This window comes from Streptomyces sp. NPDC048424, from assembly GCF_040651555.1.
GTDB lineage: Bacteria > Actinomycetota > Actinomycetes > Streptomycetales > Streptomycetaceae > Streptomyces.
The window spans coordinates 239640-256646 of sequence record NZ_JBEZKE010000011.1; the positions used below are offsets into that span (position 1 = coordinate 239640).

Annotated in this window: 14 protein-coding genes; 4 read left to right on the forward strand and 10 right to left on the reverse strand. The window is 72.7% G+C overall.

Annotation, left to right across the window (positions count from 1 at the left end; translation table 11 throughout):
* Nucleotides 1-202: 202 nt before the first annotated feature.
* Nucleotides 203-949: an SAM-dependent methyltransferase gene (locus AB0D29_RS18770; protein ID WP_362855442.1), complete on the reverse strand. Its 747-nt coding sequence runs from the start codon at nt 947-949 to the stop codon at nt 203-205.
* A 117-nt stretch (nt 950-1066) separates the two neighbouring features.
* On the opposite strand from AB0D29_RS18770, the gene AB0D29_RS18775 reads away from it, so the two are divergent.
* Genes AB0D29_RS18775 through AB0D29_RS18785 form a run of 3 tightly spaced genes read left to right on the forward strand, consistent with a single transcriptional unit; the run spans nt 1067 to nt 5549 of the window.
* On the forward strand, nt 1067-2413 hold the full coding sequence (locus tag AB0D29_RS18775; RefSeq protein ID WP_362855443.1) for a M20/M25/M40 family metallo-hydrolase: 1347 nt from the start codon (nt 1067-1069) through the stop codon (nt 2411-2413).
* 14 nt (nt 2414-2427) lie between these two features.
* On the forward strand, nt 2428-4008 hold the full coding sequence (locus AB0D29_RS18780; protein ID WP_362855445.1) for a carboxylesterase family protein: 1581 nt from the start codon (nt 2428-2430) through the stop codon (nt 4006-4008).
* Nucleotides 4009-4049: 41 nt separating this feature from the next.
* Nucleotides 4050-5549, forward strand: coding sequence for a carboxylesterase family protein (locus AB0D29_RS18785; protein ID WP_362855447.1), 1500 nt, complete (start codon nt 4050-4052; stop codon nt 5547-5549).
* Here AB0D29_RS18785 and AB0D29_RS18790 read toward each other — a convergent pair.
* A complete protein-coding gene (locus AB0D29_RS18790) occupies nt 5536-7566 on the reverse strand; it encodes a SpoIIE family protein phosphatase (protein WP_362855449.1) in 2031 nt (676 codons plus the stop codon). The two genes, AB0D29_RS18785 and AB0D29_RS18790, sit on opposite strands and share 14 nt — an antisense overlap.
* A gap of 229 nt (nt 7567-7795) precedes the next feature.
* A complete protein-coding gene (locus AB0D29_RS18795) occupies nt 7796-8950 on the reverse strand; it encodes an agmatine deiminase family protein (RefSeq protein WP_362855451.1) in 1155 nt (384 codons plus the stop codon).
* Between the two features lie 156 nt (nt 8951-9106).
* On the opposite strand from AB0D29_RS18795, the gene AB0D29_RS18800 reads away from it, so the two are divergent.
* On the forward strand, nt 9107-9739 hold the full coding sequence (locus tag AB0D29_RS18800) for a TetR/AcrR family transcriptional regulator (protein WP_362855452.1): 633 nt from the start codon (nt 9107-9109) through the stop codon (nt 9737-9739).
* Nucleotides 9740-9841: 102 nt separating this feature from the next.
* Here the strand turns inward: AB0D29_RS18800 and AB0D29_RS18805 are convergent, their stop codons facing one another.
* The 7 genes from AB0D29_RS18805 to AB0D29_RS18835 form a co-directional block, all read right to left on the reverse strand.
* Entirely contained in the window at nt 9842-10639 is a 798-nt protein-coding gene (locus tag AB0D29_RS18805) for an ABC transporter ATP-binding protein (RefSeq protein ID WP_362855454.1), read from the reverse strand.
* A complete protein-coding gene (locus AB0D29_RS18810; RefSeq protein WP_362855455.1) occupies nt 10632-11654 on the reverse strand; it encodes an ABC transporter ATP-binding protein in 1023 nt (340 codons plus the stop codon). Before AB0D29_RS18810 ends, AB0D29_RS18805 begins: the two co-directional genes overlap by 8 nt.
* A complete protein-coding gene (locus AB0D29_RS18815) occupies nt 11651-12505 on the reverse strand; it encodes an ABC transporter permease (RefSeq protein ID WP_351292498.1) in 855 nt (284 codons plus the stop codon). Before AB0D29_RS18815 ends, AB0D29_RS18810 begins: the two co-directional genes overlap by 4 nt.
* Nucleotides 12502-13461 carry an ABC transporter permease gene (locus AB0D29_RS18820; protein WP_362855458.1) on the reverse strand — a complete coding sequence of 320 codons (960 nt, stop codon included), beginning with the start codon at nt 13459-13461 and terminating at the stop codon, nt 12502-12504. Before AB0D29_RS18820 ends, AB0D29_RS18815 begins: the two co-directional genes overlap by 4 nt.
* Complete coding sequence (locus AB0D29_RS18825) at nt 13458-15119, reverse strand: ABC transporter substrate-binding protein (protein ID WP_362855459.1); 1662 nt, start codon at nt 15117-15119, stop codon at nt 13458-13460. The genes AB0D29_RS18820 and AB0D29_RS18825 overlap by 4 nt, the downstream gene beginning before the upstream one ends.
* 95 nt (nt 15120-15214) lie before the next feature.
* Nucleotides 15215-16240, reverse strand: a complete 1026-nt coding sequence (locus tag AB0D29_RS18830) for an agmatine deiminase family protein (RefSeq protein ID WP_362855460.1) — start codon at nt 16238-16240, stop codon at nt 15215-15217.
* Nucleotides 16241-16308: 68 nt separating this feature from the next.
* On the reverse strand, nt 16309-17007 hold a 699-nt coding region (locus AB0D29_RS18835; protein WP_362855461.1), incomplete at its 5' end, for an amidohydrolase family protein.

Genomic DNA, 17007 nt, shown 5'->3' on the forward strand with positions numbered 1-17007 from the left:
ATCCCCCACATCGTGGAGCGGAGGAGGTCGGCGGAAGCGCTCGCGAACACGATGTGCAGGTTTCCGGAAGGCGCGCGGGGTGACCGTCCCGTCACAGCTGGTGTGCGTCGCGGGGTCCAAGCACCCCCGGGCAGCTCGCCCCTGACGAGCGAACCCCTTCCGGCCCTCGCGCTCACGTCCATGTGAAGCGCGTCGGGGGCGTTCAGCCGCGCGCTCGCGCTTCGATCAGGAACCGGTGGTCGTGCGCCGTGAATCCGCCCGTGCTTGTGATGTGCCGGTCGAGTCGGCGGAGCGCGGGCTCGTGTGCGGATGGGGTGAAGCCGGGGAACTGCCAGGGGATGGCGCGCAGTTGGAAGACCACCGCTCCGATGTCGTGGAAGGTGTAGGGGCTCATCTCCTCGCGCGCCGTGACCACGTGCAGGCCCGCGGCTTCCAGGGCCCGTACGGCCACGTCCAGGGTCCACCCGTCGGGATCGGCCGGCGCGGGGATGCCGACGGCTTCGCTCAGTTCGAGCTGGTTGCGGCTGCCCACCTGCTGGGTGAGGAGCCGGCCGCCCGGCGCGAGGGCGGCGCGGATGCCGGCCGCGTCCAGCAGTCCGTGCCGGTTGAGGATCAGGTCGAAGGGTCCGGGCGGCAGGTTCAGCCCCGACGTCCGGTGGACCTCCACTCCCAGCGGGGCGAGCCGTTGCCGGGCCAGGGGGAGGTTGGGCTCCCAGTTTTCGGTGGCCACGACCTCGGGCGGCAGCGGGGCGAGCGAGGCGAGGAACTCGCCGCCGCCGGTGTCGACGTCCAGCAGGCGACGGATGCGCGGGAGCAGGGCGCGGGCGTGGTGTGCGTAGTCCCAGGAGGGACCCTCGCCGGCCGCCCGGCCCGTCAGCCAGCTGAAGTCCCAGCCCGTCATGGTGGCCCGTCGGGCTTCCGCGACGCGCGTCTCGTAGTCGTGGGCCATGAAGGGAACCTCCGGGTGGACTGGCGCGGGAGCGCGGCGGGGTGCTACACAGGACCACAGAGATGGTTACACGTGTAACAGTAGATGTCCGCGCCTTTTCAGGAGCCCGGAGCGCACATGTGCACCACACCCGAGCCGATGCCGCTGCCGTTCTCCTGGGCCGACCAGGAACGGCACCTCGTCGGCCACCTCTCGGCGCTGATCCGCCTGGACACCTCGAACCCGCCGGGCCACGAGATCGCCGTCGCGCGCCACATCTCCCGGGAGTTGTCCCGCGCGGGTGTCGCGCACACCGTGCTGGAGGCCGAACCGGGCCGGGCGAACCTCGTCGCCCGGCTTCCGGGCTCGGGGCAGGAGCCGCCGCTCATGCTGCTGGGCCACGCGGACGTGGTCGGTGCCCGGCCCGACGAGTGGAGCCGTCCGCCCTTCTCGGGCGAGGTGGCCGACGGCCGCGTGTGGGGCCGCGGGGCGCTGGACATGAAGGGCCAGATCGCCGCGAGCCTGCTGGTGGTGCAGCTCCTCGCCGCGCACCGGGTACCGCTGCGCCGGGACCTGCTGCTGGTGGTCACCGCCGACGAAGAGGCCGGCAGCCGGCTGGGAGCGCACTGGCTGTGGGAGAACCACCGGGGGCTCGTCGAGGCCGAGTTCGCGTTCAACGAGGGCGGTGGGCAGCGTTTCCCGACGCCCGGCGGCCCCGTGTACACCGTCCAGGTGGCCGAGAAGGGCAGCGCCAGGATGCGGATCACCGCGCGCGGTCGGGGCGGTCACGCTTCCGTCCCGCGCTCGGACGCGGCCGTCTTCACGCTCGCGGAGGCCCTGCTCCGGCTGCGCGCCTTCGCCCCCCGCTCCGTGCTGCACCCGGCCGCGCGCCGCATGCTCGGCACGCTCGCCGACCTGCACCCGGGGACGGGGGCCGAGGCGATCGGGCGCCTGCTGAAGGCCCCGACCTGGGCAGCCGCGAACAGTCTGCCCATCGATCCGGTCCTGCGCGAGTTCGTCATCACCGGGCTGCACAACACGGCCACCCCGACGCTGCTGTCCGCGGGACAGCGGCAGAACGTGGTGCCCGTCGAGGCGAGCGTGGTGCTGGACGGACGCCTGCTGCCCGGCCAGGTGCCCGAGGACTGGGTGGCGGAGGTCCGGAAGGCGGTCGGGGACGGGGTCGAGGTATCGCTGCTGCACGGCAGGGCGAGCCACGCCGTCCACGACGACCCGCGGCTCCTGCGGGTCCTGGGAGACACGGTCGCGGCCCACGAACCGGGAGCGCGCGTCCTCCCGTACATCAACCCGGCCGCCACCGACGCCCGCGCCTTCCCCGAGACGAAGGTGGTGGGGTTCTTCCCCTCCGCGAGTGACGCGGACGTCATGCGGCTCATCCACGCGCCGGACGAGCACGCCCGGATCACCGACCTGATGTTCGGCGGGGCCTGCCTGCTGGACGCGGTCCTCAGACTCTCCACGTGAAAAGGAGCCACCCCATGGGTGTTGTCATCGAGACCCTGACCGGCAAGGTCGAAGGCACGGCCGAGGACGGGCTGTCGGTCTTCAAGGGCATTCCCTACGCCCTCCCCCCGGAGGGCCCGCTCAGGTTCCGGGCACCGGCCCCGGTCCCCGCCTGGGACGGTGTCCGGCCGGCCACCTCCTTCAGCGCCGTACCGCCGCAGATGCCGCTGGTGCCGGGCATGCCACCGGCGTGGCGGCCGGAGGACGGCCTGGACTGTCTCAGCGTGAACGTCTGGACGCCGGGCGGCGCCGGTGACCGGCTGCCGGTGATGGTGTGGATCTACGGCGGGGGGTGGAAGACGGGCCACAGCGCCGACCCCCTGCACGACGGAGAGGTGCTGGCCCGGGGCGGCGTCGTCCTCGTGACCTTCAACTACCGCGTCGGCTTCGAGGGGTTCGGCCACGTTCCGGGCGCGCCCGCCAACCGGGGCTTCCTCGATCAGGCCGCCGCACTCACCTGGGTACGGGAGAACGTGGCGGCGTTCGGTGGCGATCCGGACAACGTGACGGTCTTCGGCGAGTCCGGTGGCGGCGCGTCCGTCGCCGCGCTGCTGTCGGCGCCCGCCGCGCGCGGTCTGTTCCGGCGCGCCATCGTCCAGAGCATGGCCGGGCGGTTCCTGCCCGAGGAGGAGGCCCGGCGGATAGCGGCGCTGCTCGGGAAAGCGGCCGGGGTGAACGCCGAGGAGTGGGCTTCCCTCCCACCCGAGGCCGTTCTGGCCGTACAGGACGCGCCCCTGCCGGCGATGCGGGCGGATCCGTCCGGCTGGACGACTCCCGAGGCGATCACCGCGTTCTCGCCCGTCATCGACGGCGTCACCGTCGTGGACGAGCCGTGGCGCGCACTCCGCTCGGGGTGCGCACGCGACGTGGACCTCATCTCGGGCTACACGCACGACGAGTTCACGCTGTTCGCCATGGAGCGCGGCCTCGTCAAGATCAAGCCGTCCGCGATGGTCAGGGCCGTGCCCATGATGCTCGCGGCGGCCCGCGCGGGATTCCGCGAAAGGGCGTCGCGCAAGCCCGCAGGTCCCTCGGCCAAGATCCGTGATCTCGATCTCGACGTCGTCACGGCCGAGTTGGGGCTCGACCGCCGGGCCGCCGCCGCCTACCGCGCCGCCCACCCCGGGCTGAGCGACTCCCAGCTGTACGTCGCCATGTACTCCGACGCGCTGTTCCGGATGCCCTCGACGTGGCGGGCGCAGGCGCACTCCGCCGCGGGCGGCCGGGCCTGGCTCTACGACTTCACCTGGAGCAGCCCGGCCTTCGGCGGGGCTCTGGGCGCTTGCCACACCATGGACATCCCGGCGACGTTCGGTCACGCGCGGGGGCCGCTGGCGGCCTTCCTCTTCGGCGGCAAGGCCCCCTCCCGGGAGTTCACCCGCCTGTCCGAGCGGCTCCGCGCCTCGTGGATCTCCTTCGCCGCCACCGGGGATCCCGGATGGACCCCGTTCACGGCGCAGCGGCCGATGACCCGCATCTGGGACGCCGAACCGTCGGTCGTCGAGGACCCGCTCCGGGCCTCCGGCCGGATCTGGCACGAGAAGTCCGGGCTCTGACCACCGCGCGACCCACTCCTCCTCACGGAAGGAAACACCAGATGGGTCTTCCTCAGGACCGCACCGCGCCCGTCGTCCACACCGGTTCGGGCCGGATCCGGGGCGCCGTCGAACGGGGCCTCGCCGTGTTCAAGGGCGTGCCCTACGCCGCGCCGCCCGTCGGGCCCCTCAGATGGCTTCCCGCTCAGCCGCATCCGGGGTGGTCCGGGGTCCTCGACGCCTCGGCGTACGGCCCGAGCGCGCCGCAGGCCGTCCGTGCGGGCGACCCCGTACTCGGCAGCCACGGCCTCCCGCCCTTCGACGAGGACTGCCTGACGCTCAACGTGTGGACGCCCGGTACGGACGACGCGCGCCGGCCGGTCCTGGTCTGGATCCACGGCGGCGCCTTCCTCTCCGGGTCCGGCGCGATGCCCAACTACGCGGGCGAGACCTTCGCCCGCAACGGCGACCTGGTCGTGGTGAACCTCAACTACCGGCTCGGACCGCTCGGCCTGCTGTACTTCGAGTCGGACGACGGCTCCGAGCACGGAAACCTCTGGCTGACCGACCAACTCGCCGCACTGCGCTGGGTCCACGACAACATCGCCGCGTTCGGCGGAGACCCCGACCACGTCACCGTCGCGGGCCAGTCCGCCGGCGCCCTCTCCACCGCGGCGCTCGCGGGCCACGTGGGCGACGGTCGTCCCTTCCGGCGCGCCGTCCTCCAGAGCGTCCCGCTCGGGATGCCGCTCGCCACACCCGCCGCGTCCCTCGCCCGCACCTCGGCCTTTCTGGGGATCGCCGGCGCGAAGGACCTCGACGAACTGCGCACCGCGCCCTGGCCGTCGCTGGTCGAGGCCACCGCCGGACTCCTCGGGGACACCGTGGAGTGGGGGCACTGGACGGTGCCGTTCATGCCGGTCCTGGACGGCTCGACGGCGCCGCGGCAACCCGTCGAGAACCTGCTCGACGGTCCTGGCGCCGACATCGACGTCCTCATCGGCTGGACCGCGGAGGAGTCGAGCTTCAGCTTCGCGCTCGGCGAGACGTACGCGTCGGCCACCAGGGAGCAGGTGCTCGAACGGGCACGGGCCACCTTCGGCGACGGCGCGGCCGATGCCTACGCGGCGTACGAGGCGGCCCGCCCGGGGGCGCGGCCCGTCGACGTCCTCGTCGACCTGAGCACCGACGAGCTGTTCAGGAAGCCCACCCTGGCGTTCGCGCAGGCGCGGGCGGCACGGGGCCGCCCGGTCTGGGCGTACGAGTTCGCCTTCCCCACGCCCGCGCACGAAGGCCGGCTGGGTGCCCCGCACTGCCTGGACCTGCCCTTCGTGTTCGACAACTTCGACGCGTGGGCGCACGCGCCGTTCCTGGCGGGCATGGACACCAGGATCAGGGACGGCCTGGCCAGGACCGTGCACCGGGCCTGGATCTCGTTCATCCGCACCGGGGACCCCAACCACCCGGCCATGCCGCGCTGGGACCGGTACGACCAGCGGTCCCGCACCACCATGCGCTTCGACGCCGTCACCGCGGCCGTGTCCCGGCTCACGCCGTACTGAGGGGACCGGCGATCGGCTGCTCCGTCCAGATCGTCTTCCCGGTGCCGGTGAACCGGCAGCCCCAGCGGTCGGTGAGCTGGGCGACGAGGAACAGGCCGCGCCCGCCCTCGTCCGTCTCCCGTGCACGGCGCAGGCGCGGCTGCGTGCTGCTGGGGTCGGACACCTCGCAGACGAGTACCCGGTCGCGGATCAGCCGGAGCCCGACCGGGCCGCCCGCGTAGCGGATCGCGTTCGTGACGAGCTCGCTGACGACGAGCTCGGTCACGAAGCTCAGTTCGTCCAGCTGCCAGCCGGACAGCCGGCCCACCACCAGCTCACGGGCGTGCGCGACGAGGGACAGGTCGGCTTCGAACTCCCACTCGGCGACCCGGTCGGACGGGAGGGCGCGGGTGCGGGCGAGCAGCAGGGCGACGTCGTCGGCGGGCTCTTGGGGCAGCACCTTGTCGAACACGCTCTGGCTGACCTCGCCCAGGGGCCGGCTCGATCCGGCGCCGACGAGCGAGCTCCGCAGTCGCTCCATCCCTTCCTCGATGTCGCCGCCGCGGCGCGCCACGAGTCCGTCCGTGAAGAACGCCAGTGTGCTGTCGGGCCGTACGCCGAACTCCGTCACCTCGAAGGGCATTCCGCCGACGCCGAGCGGCGGTCCCGGCACCATGTCCAGGAAGTGCGGCTCCTCCCCCGGGGGCAGCACGGCCGGCGGCGGGTGCCCCGCGGTGGCGACGACGCACCGGCTCGTGACCGGGTCGTAGACGGCGTACAGGCACGTCGCTCCGAGCACCGCGGGTTCCGTGCGGGATGCGCCGGTCATCTGCTCGCTGGAGAAGCCGAGCACCAGGTCGTCCAGGTGCGTGAGCAGCTCGCCGGGATCCAGGTCGAGGTCGGCCAGGGTCTGCACCGCGGTCCGCAGCCGTGCCATGGCCGCGGTGGCCTCGAGTCCGTGGCCGACGACGTCCCCGACGACGAACGCCACGCGCAGCGAGGGCAGGGGGATGACGTCGAACCAGTCCCCGCCGACCCCGGCGCCGCCGCCCGCCGGCTGGTAGATCCCCGCCGTGTCCGCGGCCGCCGTGTTCAGGACGGACTGCGGCAGCAGGCTCCGCTGCAGGGCGACCACGGACCGGTGTTCCTTGGTGTAGCGGCGCGCGTTGTCCACGCCGAGTGCGGCCCTGGAGGCGACGTCCTGGAGGAGGACCGCATCCTCCTCGCCGAAGGCGGAGGGCAGCTGGCTGCGCCAGACCGTGACGCAGCCGAGGATCAGACCGCGTGCGTACAGGGGCACCGCGATGGTGGAGTGCGCCCCGCTCGGGACGAACAGGCGCAGGGTGTCGGTGTCCACCCCGAGCGCGGCGCGCAGTGTGCCGACGTCGGAGACGAGCACGGGCCGTCCCGCCATGAGCGGGCGCATCACCTCGGTGTCCGGTACGGGAGGGAGCGCCTCGCCGACCGGGAGGAGGTCCTCGGCGGAGACCCCCGGGCTCTGTGCGGCGGCGGTCCGGCGCAGGCGGACCTCGCCGCTGGTGTCGAGCTGCAGCGGTTCGTCGCCCACCAGTACCGGCTCGGCGAGGTCCACGGTGGCGAGGTCCGCGAAGTCGGGTACGAGCAGGTTCACGAGGACCTGGGCCATGTCCGTGACGTCCAGGGAGGCCCCGATGCTCGCGGCGGCGGTGTGGGACAGCCTCTTGCGGCGTCGCTCCGAGTCGGGCTCGGCCGCGTCCACGGCGGTCTCCGCCGGGGTGACCAGGACGAGCCACTGCGCTTCGGCGTCGCGATCGCCGGGAGCGCGGGCCGCGAGCCGGACGACCGTGCAGACGAGGGGCACCTTCGTGCCCACGTGCTCGCTTGCGGGAAGGGTCACCAGGCGCCGGGCCGGTCCCGCCTCCGCCCCGGCGCGTGGCAGCATTCCCAGCAGGGGGGCACAGGTCTGACCGGGCGGGCAGTCGAGCAGCTTCGCAGCCCATTCCGAACGGGCGACGACCACGCCTGCGTCGTCCAGTACGACCGCTGCCGTCTCGGTCACGGGCACCGAGGCCGGCCTCGGGCCACGATGCTCCGGTTCACCCATGTCGCCTCCACGCACCGCAACCTTCAGTATCGACCCCGGGGGGACACCCGGCGACCCGCAGCGGGCTCGCGGGCCGTGCCGACCGTCACCATCGCGCGAGATCTCGGCTCCCTCGGCGGTCGGGTGGCTGCGGCAGGCCGGCGGACGCGCGTGGGCGCGCGGCCGCCGGCCTGCCGCCGGGCGGTTACGGCACCGGCTGCTGCTGGGTGACGCAGTGGATGCCGCCGCCACCGGCGCCGAGGCGGTCGATGTTGAGCCGTTCCACGACGCGGCCGGGGAAGAGACGGGTCAGCGTGGCGCGCGCCGCGGCGTCGGCCTGGGTGTCGCCGAACTGACCGCTGATGACGGCGCCGTTGCACACGTAGTAGTTGGCGTAGGAGGCGAGGAAGTCCGGGTTGGTGGAGCGGATCTCGTAGTAGTCGGGGCCCTGGAGCTTCTCGACGGTCATCCGGGCGCCGCCCGCGGTCGTGGCCGCGGACAGGATCTGGTACTGCTGGCGCGCGTCCTTGGCGTAGACGTCGTTGTCCGAGGCCAGCGGCATCTGGACGAGTGCCTTCCCGGGGGCGAGGAAGCGGGAGGTCGCGTCGACGTGGTCGTCGGTGATGTCCTGGCCGACGACGCCGTCGAACCAGATCACCTTGGAGGCGCCGTAGGCGGTGCGCAGCGCCGCCTCGATCTGGCTCTGCGACATGTTGGGGTTGCGGTTGCGGTTCACGAGGCTGCTGCGGGTGGCCATCAGGGTGCCCGCGCCGTCCTGCTCGACCGCGCCGCCCTCGCCCACCAGGCCGGCGGCGGTGAAGGGGACGCCGAGGTAGGCGGCGATCCGGCCGGCGACCAGGGCGTCCTTGGAGTGGGTCTGCTTCTTGCCCCAGCCGTTGAAGTTCAGGCCGACCGCGTCCATGCCACCGGCCCCGTCCGTGCGGAAGACGGGTCCGGTGTCGCGCATCCAGCAGTCGTCGACGGGGATGGTGGTGACGACGGTGACGGTGGATCCGCACAGGGAACGGGCCTTGGCGGCGCTGCCGGAGTTGGCGCAGATGTAGACCGGCTCGTACTTGGCGATGGTGCGGGCGATGAGCGCGATGTCGGACTGGACCCCGCTGAGGGTGTTGCCCCAGATGGAGGTGCTGTCCGGCCAGGCCATCCAGGTGCGCGTGTGGCGGACGTCCTCGATCGGTACCCGGAACGTGCCCGCCGCGGCGGCGGCCGGGCGGACCTCGGCCCGCGCCCGTCCCTCGGTGGCCGCGAGGGCGGCGGCCGCGGCGGTCAGTCCCGCCGCTGCCAGGAATCTGCGCCGGTCCAGGCCCGCACCGGGCGGGTTCACTGCGTGATCCTTCATGAGGGGCTCCTTGGGGGGTCAACTTCCCGCGCCGACTGCGGGGTTGACCGGAAAGCTAAAACTGGCCAAGCGCTCGGTCAATAGTTTGGACGGGGTCATTCCGGTGGATCACGGAAAGCCGCAGGTGGCGATGCGCGGGCTCGTTAGAGTGACGCCATGGCCGCTTCCGCGAAGAACTCCAACCCGCCCGCCGCCCCTGCCCGCACGGGGCGGCCCCGGGCCTCGGCGAAGGGCGAGCAGACCCGGGCACGGCTGATCACCGCCGCGCGGACCCTGCTGGCGGGCGGGATGAGCGAACGGTTCACCACCCGCAACGTGGCGGCCCTGTCCGGTGTTTCGCACGGGATGTGCCACTACCACTTCCAGGACCGGACCGACCTCGTGCTGGCGGTCGTCGAGGACATCCGCCCCGAGTGGATCCACCCCCTGGAGGAGGCGGCCGCCGCTCCGGGGTCGTTCGCCGAGCGGGCCGAGCGCGTGGTCGAGCTGCTGGGCCGGCCCGAGGGCGCGGAACTCTCCCACCTCCACTCGGCGTTGCACTGGCACGCCCTGAACGACGCCCGGGTCCGCGAGTGCCTGGAGGCGGAGTACCGGCGCTGGCGCGGCTGCTTCGTCACCCTGTTCCAGGTCCTGGCCGAGGAACGGGGCGGTGACGTCGACCCGCGCCTGCTGGGCGAAGCGGTGGCCGCCGCCGTGGACGGCCTGGCCGCGGCGGAGTCACTGGGCTCCGAGGTCGACTCCGGGCCGGTGCTGCGCACCCTGATCCGTACGCTCGCCGCCGGCACCTGACCCGGGCCGCGGAGCGCCCGCGCCCGCCCGCATGCCCGTAAGCCCGCATGCCCGTAAGCCCGCATGCCCGTAAGCCCGTAAGCCCGTAAGCCCGTAAGCCCGCTACAGCGCCCGCCGGGCCGCTGCGATCGCCGCCGGATCCCACCCCGGACGGGGCACGGACTCCAGCAGCAGCCGGGTGTACGGATGCCCGGGCGCGGCGAGCACCTCCTGCCTGCCGCCCTGTTCCACCACGGCCCCGTGCCGCATCACGACGATCTCGTCGGTCACGCACCGCACCACCCCGAGGTCGTGGGTGATGAACAGGAACGCGATCCCGGTCTGCTCCCTGACATCGGCCAGCAGGTTGAGGATCTGCGCCTGCACGGAGACGTCGAGCGCGGCGACGGCCTCGTCGAGGACGAGTACGGCCGGTTCGACGGCGAGCGCCCGGGCGATGGCGACGCGCTGGCGCTGCCCGCCGGACAGGCGGCGCGGCAGGGCGTCGGCGGCGGGGGTGCCCAGGCCCACCTGGTCGAGCAGTTCGCGTACGCGCTTCGCGTGGTCGCGGCCGGGGAAGTGCAGGGTCAGGGTCTCCCGCAGGGCCGCTTCGACGCTGGTGCGCGGATCGAGGGAGAGGTACGGGTCCTGGAAGACCATCTGGATCTCGCGGGCGCGGGCCAGACGCGCGGCCCGGCCGCGACTGTGCCCGGTCCGGGAACGGCCGCGGACCAGGACCTCTCCCCCGTCGGCGCGCTCCAGGCCGACGATGATGCGGGCGGTGGTGGTCTTGCCGGAGCCGGACTCGCCGACGATGCCCAGCGATCCGCCCTCGGGGAGGGCGAAGGACACGTCGTCCACCGCGCGGACGGCCCCGAAGGAGCGGCTCAGCCCTTTGACCTCCAGTACGTTCTCAGGCATCGACGACGCTCCCTTCGAGCAGGTCGCTGTGGTGGCAGGCCGCCTGGTGGTCCGGCCGGCCCGGGGCCGCGGACGGCAGCGGGGCCCGCTGGTCGCAGACCTCCGTGGCGAGCGGGCAGCGGGCCGCGAAGGCACAGCCGTGCAGGGGTTCCCGCAGGTCCGGTGGCTGGCCCTCGATCGCGGCGAGCCTGCCCCGCGGGCCCTCCATCCGCGGGGTGGAGGCGAGGAGGGCCGCCGTGTACGGGTGCCGGGGGCGGGTGAAGAGGACCTCGGCCGGGCCGGACTCCGCGATCCGGCCGGCGTACATGACGTAGACGCGGTCGCTGATGGCGGCGGCGAGGTCGAGGTCGTGGGTGACGAACAGCAGCCCGGTGCCGAAGCGTTCGCGCAGCGTGGCCAGGAGGGCGATGACCTCGGCCTGGCTGCTGACGTCCAGGGCCGTGGTGGGCTCGTCGGCCAGCAGGAGCGCGGGGTCCCCCATCAGGGCCGCCGCGATCACGACGCGCTGGAGCATGCCGCCGGAGACCTGGCCGGGGTACTTGCGCAGGACGGAGTCGTCCAGGCCCACGGCCCGCAGGAGCTCGACCGCCCGGGCCGTGGCCCCGGTCCGGGTCATGACTCCGGTGAGGGTGACGCTCTCGGTGAGGAAGTCGCCGATGCGGCGCAGGGGGTTGACCGCGGCGCGCGGGTCCTGGAAGACCATGGCGACCGTGCCGGCCCGTACGTCGCGCAGCCGGCCGGTGTCCATGGCGAGCACGTCGTGGCCCTCGACCAGGACGGTGCCTTCGACGACCGCGCCGGGTGGCAGCAGGCGCAGTGCGCTGCGGGAGGTGAGGGTCTTGCCGGACCCGGATTCGCCGACCAGGGCGACGGTCTCGCCGGCGGCGACGGTGAGGTCGACGCCGTCGAGGACGGGCCGGGCGGTGCCGGGGAGGGTGACCCTCAACCCTTGGATGTCGAGCGTGCGGGCCGGGCGCGCGGGGTGCGCCGGGGGCGCCTGTCGCGTCGGGTTCATGGGGTCCTCCTGGCTACGCGGTCGGCCCACCGCTCGCCCACCACGTTGAACGCGACGACGGTCAGCACGATGAAGAGGCAGGGCAGGATCGCGGACAGCGGGTAGCCGTGCTGGATGGCGGTCTGTCCGTCGAAGACCATGCGGCCCCAGTCGGGGGTGAGCGCCGGAACGCCGAGCCCGAGGAACGACAGCCCGGCGAGGTCCATCAGGGCGTAGCCGAAGTTGATGGTGGACTGGGCGAGGACGACGGGGGCGATGTTGGGCAGGACGTGGCGCAGGCAGATCTGCACGGCCGAGTGGCCCTGGACCTGGTAGGCGCTCACGTACGGGCGGGTGCGCTCGGCGAGCACGAGGGAGCGGGTGAGGCGGCTGACGTAGGGCAGGTAGGCGACGGCCAGCGCGATGACGGGGGCGAGCAGGCCCTCGCCGTAGACGGAGATGATCAGGATGGCCAGCAGCATGCCGGGGAAGGCGAAGACCAGTTCCGTGCTGCGGGACAGGACGGAGTCGAGCCAGCCGCCGCGCCAGGCGGCGGCCATGCCGATGGCGATGCCCGCCACGGTGGAGAAGGCGACGACGCCCAGCGGGCCGAGGAGGGAGGTGCGCGCGCCCAGCAGCAGCCGGGAGAGCGTGTCGCGGCCGGCGGCGTCCACGCCGAGCGGGTGCGCGGCGGAGGGCCCGGCGAGGGCGTTGCCCAGATCGACGGCGTTGGGGTCCTGCGGCACCACCCAGGGGGCGAGCAGTGCGGCGAGGACGACGAGGGCGACGAGACCCAGGCAGAGGAGGTGGAGCGGGGAGCCGGTGGCTCGGATCCGGGAGAGGCCGGGGCGGCGGACGAGTACGGCGCTCATGCGGCGGCTCCCCTCGTTCCGAGGGTGACCCGGGGGTCGACCAGGGGCAGCAGCAGGTCCACGAGCAGGTTCACGATCATGAAGAGGGCGACGATGATCAGGGAGATCGCCTGGACGGTCGGAAAGTCCTTGGTGGTGGTGGACAGTTCGAGGAGCTGGCCGATGCCGCCGATGCTGAAGGCGGTCTCGACCAGGATGGTGCACACCAGGAGGGTGGAGACGATCAGTCCGCCGGTGGTCAGGACGGTCCCGAGGGAGTTGCGGAAGACGTGACGGCGGATGACCTGGCGCTCCGGGACGCCGCGGCTGCGGGCGACGGTGACGTGCTCGCTGTCGAGGGCTTCGAGCATCGCGGAGCGGGTGACGCGGGCGAGCATGCCGATCAGGTAGAGCGCGAGGGCGACCGCGGGGAGCGCGAGGTGCCAGAGCATGTCCGCGAAGCCCTCGCCGGCGCCGCTGCTGGGGAACCACCCCAGCTGTACGGCGAACAGGCCCTGGAGGAGGACGGCCGCGACGAACGACGGGGTGCCGACGGCGAACGTGGTGGTGACCAGGATGGCGGAGTCGGTGGCCCCGCCCCGGACGGCGGCGGTCCGGCCGAGCAGCAGGCCGATCGCCACGACCACGACGAGGGCCATGGTGATCAGCAGCAGGGTCACGGGGAGCCGGTCCGCCAGGAGCCGCGAGACATCGGTGCGGTAGGTGATCGAGCGCCCGAAGTCCCCCTGGAGCACGTCCCCGAGCCAGCGGAGGTAGCGGGTGAGGAAGGGGTCGTCCAGGTGGTACTGGGCGTTGATCGAGGCCAGGGCCTCCGGGGAGGCCGACCGGCCGGCGAGCAGGAAGCTCGCCGGGCTGCCCGGGGCCAGGTACATGGCGCCGAAGACCACGAACGAGGCGGTGAGGAGGGTGGCGGCCATTTCCGCCACCCGTCGTACGGCGAAGCGGGCGAAGCTCACTGTGCGGCCCCCACGTCGGCGGCCCACGGGTAGTACATGTACGAGATCGTGGTGGGCGCTCCCGTGATCCGCTTGCCCAGGAACAGCGCGGTCGGCCACTCCGCCACGGGGATCCACAGCAGCTGCTCGGAGGCCTGGTGCTGGAGCTTCGCCTCGATGTCCATCCGCTGCTCGACCGGGTAGATGCCGGTGGCCTGGTCGACGAGCTGGTCGTACTGGGGGTCGCTGTAGCCGGCGAAGTTCATGTAGGCGCCGGTCTTGAAGTTCGCCAGGAGGTCGAGCGGGTCGGTGATCGAGTCGTAGTAGGTGAGCGGGAACATGTCGATGCCCTCGCGCGCCTGGGGGTCGGTGAACAGTGCGGTGAAGGCGTTGGGGGCGATGGTCTTCAGCCGGACGTCCAGGCCGATCTGCGTACCGGCCGCCTGGACGGCGGTGGCGAGGAGGGAGACGTCCTGGCCTATGGAACTGGTGGCCATGGTCAGGGTCTTGCCGGTGGCCCCGGCCTCCTGGATCAGGGCCTTGGCCTTCTCGACGTCCTGGCCGGAGGGCGGGAGGCTGTCGAAGGCCGTCTTCAGGGTGCGCTCGGGGGCGGTGGCCCACGCGGCCCTGGTGGTGAGGGAGTTGGTGACGGTGCCCGCGCCCCCGAGTCCGGCCTTGACGAATCCGGTGCGGTCGAGCGCCAGGGACAGGGCCCGGCGGACGCGGACGTCGCCGAGGGGGCCCTCCATGTTGGTGATGTTGACGTTGACCGTGCTCAGGCCCTCGCCGAAGTAGAGGGTGCCCGTGCCGCTGCCGCGCAGGCGGGCGTAGCTCTCGGTGGGGATCAGGTAGCCGCCGTCGACCTCGCCGCTGAGCATGGCGTTGGTGCGGGCGGACGGGTCGGTCAGTACGCGGAAGACGGTCTTCTTCGACTTGGCCTTGGTGCCCCAGTAGCCGTCGAAGCGATTGAGTTCGATCGACTGGCCCTTGTTCCACGTGCCGAGTTCGAAGGGGCCGGTGCAGGCGAGCCCGCCGGCGGTGCCGTAGTCCTCGCCCGCCGCCTCGACGCCGGCCTTGGAGGCCACCACGCCGGCCGCGGTCGCCATGTACTGCGGGAACTGGGAGTCGGGCTTCTTGAGCTTGACGGTGACCTGGAGCGGGCCGCTCTTGGTGACGGCGGAGACGTTCTGGAAGACCTGGGCCCAGGCGGCGGCGTTGTCGGGGTTCATCTGCCGGCCGAGGCTGAAGACCACGTCGTCGGCGGTCATCTCCTTGCCGTCGTGGAAGCGCACGCCGGGGCGCAGGTCGTAGACCCAGGTGGTGGGGTCGGGGTTGGACGCCTTCTGGGCGAGCCCGGGCTCGGTGGTGAGCGCCGGGGTCCAGCGCATCAGGCTCTCGCACACGTTGGACAGGATGGTGTTCTGCGGGTAGTCGAACGCCACCGTGTAGTCGAGGGTGGGCGGTTCGGCGTAGACGGCCCAGTTGAAGGAGTCGATCTCGCCGCGGGCCGGGGGCGTGGTCGCGGAGAGGTGGACGTCGGTGACGTCGCCCGTGTCGCCCTTGGGCGGGCCCGCGCAGGCCGCGAGCAGGGCGAGGGCGGTCAGGACGGCACTGGTGAGGACCGCGTGGCGGCGGCGACGGCGGGGGCGTCTTGCCGTGCGGGGTGGAGAGGTGGTCATCGTCGCGCTCTCTTTTCCGTGAGGGGTGCGGGGGAGGAGCGAGCGGACCGCCGGGTGGCTCCGGGCCGGTCCGCCGGGAACGGCGGGTGCCCGGGTCAGCCGGCGGCGTGCGCACCGGTGCGTGCGGCGGGGATCTGCTGGGTGATGCAGTGGACCCCGCCGCCGCCGAACGCGATGGCGAGCGCCCGTACGCCGACGACCTTGCGGCCGGGGTGGGCGGAGGCGATGACGGCGAGGGCGTCCTCGTCCTGGGCGAGGTCGGCCACCGGGACGACGACGCCGCCGTTGGCCACGTAGTAGTTCAGGTAGGACACCTCGATCTCGCCGTCGGCGACGTCGGCGAAGGCCGTCTGCGGCACGTCGATGATCTCCAGCCGCCGGCCCCGGGCGTCGGTGGCGGCTTCGAGCACCGCACGGTTGGCGCGCATCCGGGCGTAGTCGGGGTGGTTCGGGTTGTCGGGCAGGGAGACGACGACCGTGCCGGGCGCGGCGAAGGCGCAGACGCCGTCCACGTGGCCGTCGGTCTCGGTGTCGAGGAGGCCGCCGTACGGAAGCCAGATGACCTTGGTGACGCCGAGCCGGGCCTTCAGCTCGGCCTCGATCTCGTCGCGGCTCATGCCGGGGTTGCGGTTGGGGTGCAGCAGGCACTGCTCGGTGGTGATCAGGGTGCCCTCGCCGTCGACGGTGATCGCGCCGCCTTCGAGGATCATGTCGGAGGCGATGCGGTCGACCCCGACGTGCTCCAGCAGCAGGGCGCTGACGCGGTCGTCGGCGTCGAACGGGTGGTGCTTGCCGCCCCAGGCGTTGAAGCGGAAGTCGACGCCGGCGCGATTGCCGTCGGCGTCGAGGACGAAGAGCGGGGCGCAGTCGCGGAACCAGGAGTCGTCGAGCGGCAGCTCGATGACGGTGATGCCGTCGCCACAGCGCTCACGAGCCTCGCCGCCGTGGCCGGGCGGGGCGACCATCGTCACCGGCTCGAACTGTGCGATGGCTCGGGCGACCTCCGCGTACTCCTCCTTGACGTCGGCCAGCACGCTTCCCCACAGGTCCTCGCGGGTGGGCCAGGCCATCAGGCAGCCCTGGTGCTCGGACCACTCGGCGGGCATACGGTATTCAGCCATCGGAAGTCTCATTTCTTTCGTGGACGGAATCTTCCACTTAACTGAAAATTCAGTCAAGGGTTTGATGGTCAGAGGAAGTACAGGCGGTTGAGGGAGACCTCCTGCGCGGGCTCGGAGCGCAGGGGTTCCCCGTCGAGCGTGACGAGGCCGGTCCGGGGGTTCACGTCGACTTCTCCCAGCCGGGCGTTGGCGACCATGTCCTTGGGGCCGATGCCCCGGGTCCCCCGCACGGCGACGCGGCGCCGCCGGGTGCCCAGGGTGTCGTACGGGGCTCCGAAGGAACCCGACTCGGCCGCGGCGCGGCTGACGAACGCCACCGAGAGGTCCGCGGGGGCGGCGCCGTGGGCGCCGAACAGCGGGCCCAGGACGAGCGGCTCACAGCAGTCGGTGGCGGCGTTGGGGTCGCCGGTGACTCCGTACGCGGGGAAGCCGGACTTGAGGACGAGTTGGGGCTTGGCGCCGAAGAACGCGGGGCGCCACAGCACGATGTCGGCGAGCTTGCCGACCTCGATGGAGCCGATCTCGTGGGCCAGGCCGTGGGCGATCGCCGGGTTGATGGTCAGCTTGGCCATGTAGCGCAGCACGCGGGCGTTGTCGTCGCCCTCGCCGTCACCGGCGAGGGGGCCGAGCTCGCCCTTCATCTTGGCGGCCATGGCGAAGGTGCGGCGGATCGTCTCCCCCGCGCGGCCCATGCCCTGGGCGTCGGAGGAGGTGATGCCGATCGCCCCGAGGTCGTGGAGCACGTCCTCGGCGCCCATCGTGCCCGC